5 protein-coding genes are annotated in these 3,249 nt (G+C 69.3%); 1 reads left to right on the forward strand and 4 read right to left on the reverse strand.

Translation table 11 applies throughout. From position 1 onward, the window contains the following. Nucleotides 1-78 precede the first annotated feature (78 nt). From CCS01_RS32455 to CCS01_RS00330, 4 genes are all read right to left on the reverse strand, one after another. The gene (locus CCS01_RS32455; protein ID WP_146101501.1) at nucleotides 79-327 is read right to left on the reverse strand and encodes a hypothetical protein; all 249 of its coding nucleotides are present in this window, start codon (nucleotides 325-327) and stop codon (nucleotides 79-81) included. Between the two features lie 82 nt (nucleotides 328-409). Then, nucleotides 410-904 (reverse strand): DinB family protein, encoded by a 495-nt coding sequence (locus CCS01_RS00320; RefSeq protein WP_104516852.1) that lies wholly within the window; start codon nucleotides 902-904, stop codon nucleotides 410-412. 876 nt (nucleotides 905-1,780) lie between these two features. Next, on the reverse strand, nucleotides 1,781-2,161 hold the full coding sequence (locus tag CCS01_RS00325; protein ID WP_104516853.1) for a HEPN domain-containing protein: 381 nt from the start codon (nucleotides 2,159-2,161) through the stop codon (nucleotides 1,781-1,783). After that, nucleotides 2,158-2,463, reverse strand: a complete 306-nt coding sequence (locus CCS01_RS00330) for a hypothetical protein (protein ID WP_104516854.1) — start codon at nucleotides 2,461-2,463, stop codon at nucleotides 2,158-2,160. Before CCS01_RS00330 ends, CCS01_RS00325 begins: the two co-directional genes overlap by 4 nt. Nucleotides 2,464-2,843: 380 nt before the next feature. On the opposite strand from CCS01_RS00330, the gene CCS01_RS00335 reads away from it, so the two are divergent. Further along, nucleotides 2,844-3,249 (forward strand): GcrA family cell cycle regulator (locus tag CCS01_RS00335; RefSeq protein WP_275112869.1); only part of this gene is annotated, 406 nt, incomplete at its 3' end.

The raw sequence follows: 3,249 nt of genomic DNA on the forward strand, positions 1-3,249 counted from the left end.
GTCCCGCCCGTGCCTGTCCCGCTGGTGCCTGTCCCGCTGGTGCCTGTCCCGCCGGTGCCGGTCCAGCCGGCGGTTGCCTCACCCGGGCCCGATCCGCGCGGTGCCGCGCCCGGCCGATCGGCCGCGGCGGCGCGGCCTGCCCCAGAACCCCTCACTCCGCCCACGCCACCGCCGAGCCATCGTCGGCGCGCGCTGGTCTGGGCCGGCGCGATGACCGACGTGGCGGCCGAGCTCGCCGCCGGCCTCGACCGCCTGCCGCCACGGCAGCGCCGCGCCGACGTCGCCCGCATCGGCCTGCTCAGCGAGGCTGCCTGGCGGCTCAGCCAAGGCGGCGCGCCCGGACGGGAGGCGCTGCTCGGCAGCACCTGGCTGGCGGCACCGGAGTCCCCACACCGCAGCGCCCCGGCCGTCAGGACCGTTGCAGCGCCAGCAGGTCCAGCGAGGCCGGCTCCCGGATCCCCAGGATCGTCAGGCCTGCATGCGCTTGCCCGCGATGATGCGTCTGGTGATTGAAAAAATGCAGCAGTGCCGGGCCCAGCGCCTGCCGGAACGTCCGGCCGGAGGAGTTCTGGTACGCCAGCACGCGGGCATACTCCGTTTCGTCCAGTGCCGTGACGAAGCCGAGGATCCGCTCGTCCGCCTGTTCTCGCGCCGTGCGGAGTTCGGTGAAATCCTCATGCAGGACCTGGTTCAATCGTTCCGGCTGCGGCCCCTCGCCGGTCATCCGCCGCATCCAGATATAGTCGGCGACCAGCAGGTGGTTCAGCGTCCCGTGCAGGCTGCCGAAGAACAGGCCGATGGGCCGCTTGCGCTCGGCATCGGCCAGCGATGCGGCATCGTCGTAGAGCCGGCGATTGGCCCAGCGGTTGTACTCCGCCAATTGGTCGAAACAGGGTTTCAGCATCGTCGCCTCCTGCTGTCGGACGGACGGCGAGTCTGGCGCAACGCCGCCGCGCTGGCCAGGGCGTGCCCGCCCGGGACGAGGGGCCGGAATGTCCGTGCCATCCGGAACCGTCGGTGCCCGTTCATGCGTTCGCAATTTTCAACACGGAGAAAGCGGAGGATCACAAAGCGCCACGGAGACCGGACCAGGCTGGTGTATCGGGACCTGACCAGCCGATCACCCGGCGGCCACGACTGAAATGCATCGCTCCATCGTCATGGCCGGGCGTGTCCCCATACGTATCAGAATGAGCGGACCGGCGGAACAAGGGCCTCTCCCTCACCGTCATGGCCGGGCGCGTCCCTACGCAAAGCACACATCTCGGAAACGGTCCGCCGCTGCGTTTCCCTTTCGTCATGGCCCGGCTTGTCCGGGCCACCTATTCCAGCACGTGTGCCGCGACAGGTGGCCCGGACAAGCCGGGCCATGACGATGGGGGAACGCTCTCGGCGCCCAGGCAAGCACTTGATTGTACGGTCATTTCCGACTCGTTTCCAGGATGTGTGCATCCGGTAGGGCGCGTCCCGGCCATCCACCCCCCGCCGTCGAAGCGCAGACGGCCGGGACACGCCCGGCCATGACGGAGAAGTAACGGCATCTCGCCCATTTTCGGCCATCGCAGTGCCGGCACACCGGCGCGGACGCGGTTACCCCGTCACGGCCAGCGCAATATATACCGGTAATGGAACGAAAAAATCCTTTGCTACTACGTTACGGTTATCGGGCGAGCCCGCACCGTCGCGGACCCTGGAGCGACGGGCGACGTCGATCTCATGACGCCTCTGGCCGAGTAGACAACTACCATGACGGGAAAAAACGAATGCGCTCCGGCCAGGCTCAGGCCGCCAGCAGCGTCGTTACATAGGCAACGGTCCGTTCGGCTTCCTCGACCGCCGCTGCCGCACGGTCGGGCGCCAGTCCGCCAGGGCCGGCTTCTTCTTCCGCGACGAACCGGAAATTGTATGCCCGCCCCAGGAACAGGCACGCGCCGGCGCCGCCGTTCGGGTCCTGCGCGACCAGCCGGCCGAACTGCGCCTGGACCGCGGCATGGCGCGTGACCACCGCGCCGGTGCGCTCGAAGATCAGCCCCCGGGCGGCCTGCAACGCGGCCACATAAGCGGCCCGCCCGGCCTCGTCCGGCCATTGATCCAGCATCTCATGCGCCTTCAGCAGGCACTCCCGCGCCGCCAGCAGGAAACACGCGGCCTCGGGCGTCACAGGTCGACGCCTTGCCGGATCTCGTGCATCCGCGGCGTCGGGTCGCGCCAACTGCCAGCCGCATAGGCCATCGCATGAATCCACGTGCCCGTTTCCTGCAGCATCATGGAGCCGATGTCGGCCAGGCGATCCAGTTCCTGCCAGCGGTCGGACAGGCCATGCAGGAACACCGCGACCTCGAAGTCGGCCTCGGCCCGCGCATCGAGCCCGCCGGGCAGCACCACGCGCTCGATCCGGCTGCCATAGGCCTGGTCGAGCACCGCGCGGAAGCGTTGCAGCACCGGGTTGTCTGTCGGCGTCATGGGCATTGCGGGCGAAACGCAGCCGTCCCCTCTGGCAGGTGCGCCGCCAAGACTGCGCCGTCACCGCGTTCCCGGCAATGACCACGCAGCCGGGGCCGATGCACGCCGGCCACACGGCGCCCTGGATTTACGCCCGGCGGCAGCAATGCCTCTTGCCGCACGCGGCCATCTTGTGGCAGTCATCCTGCACCCGGGCCAGCGGGGATTTCCGGGCCGTCAGGCGCCAATACCGCAGGGTCGGCCCGGGCTCCGCCTGCGGTCGAATCGCATCCGCCGCAGTTGTCCACAGGAATCTGCGCCTTGACACGATTCGGCGATTGCCACGCAACCGTACGGACCATACTGTATTTAGTAGGCAGCGTCCACCTAGGAGCCAGCATATGGTATGGAACGAGGAGACGATCCGTCACCTGCGCGTTCTCTGGGCAGAGGGTCATTCCACTGCGGAAATCGGGCGCCGGCTGGGCGTATCAAAAAACGCGATCGTTGGCAAAGCCCACAGGCTGGACCTCGATGCGCGTCCCTCGCCGATCAAGCGGGATGCGGCCAAGCCGGTCGTCGAGCGGCCGGGGGCCTGTGCGAAAGGCGCCGGGCCGACCCTGCCGCCGCTGGCCAGTTCCGTCGACCAGCTATCGGCCGCGCCGCCGGCCCTGGAGGCTGATGCGGCGCCTCCGGCCGTGGCCGAGCCCGTCAGCGTCCCCGCGCCGATGGTGCCGAAGCTGCACGTGGTGCCGCCCCCTGCGCCGCCCCCTGCGCCGCCCCTCGTCGCGGCCGTTCCCCCCGCGC

The sequence above is a fragment of the Rhodopila globiformis genome (assembly GCF_002937115.1).
Lineage (GTDB): Bacteria > Pseudomonadota > Alphaproteobacteria > Acetobacterales > Acetobacteraceae > Rhodopila > Rhodopila globiformis.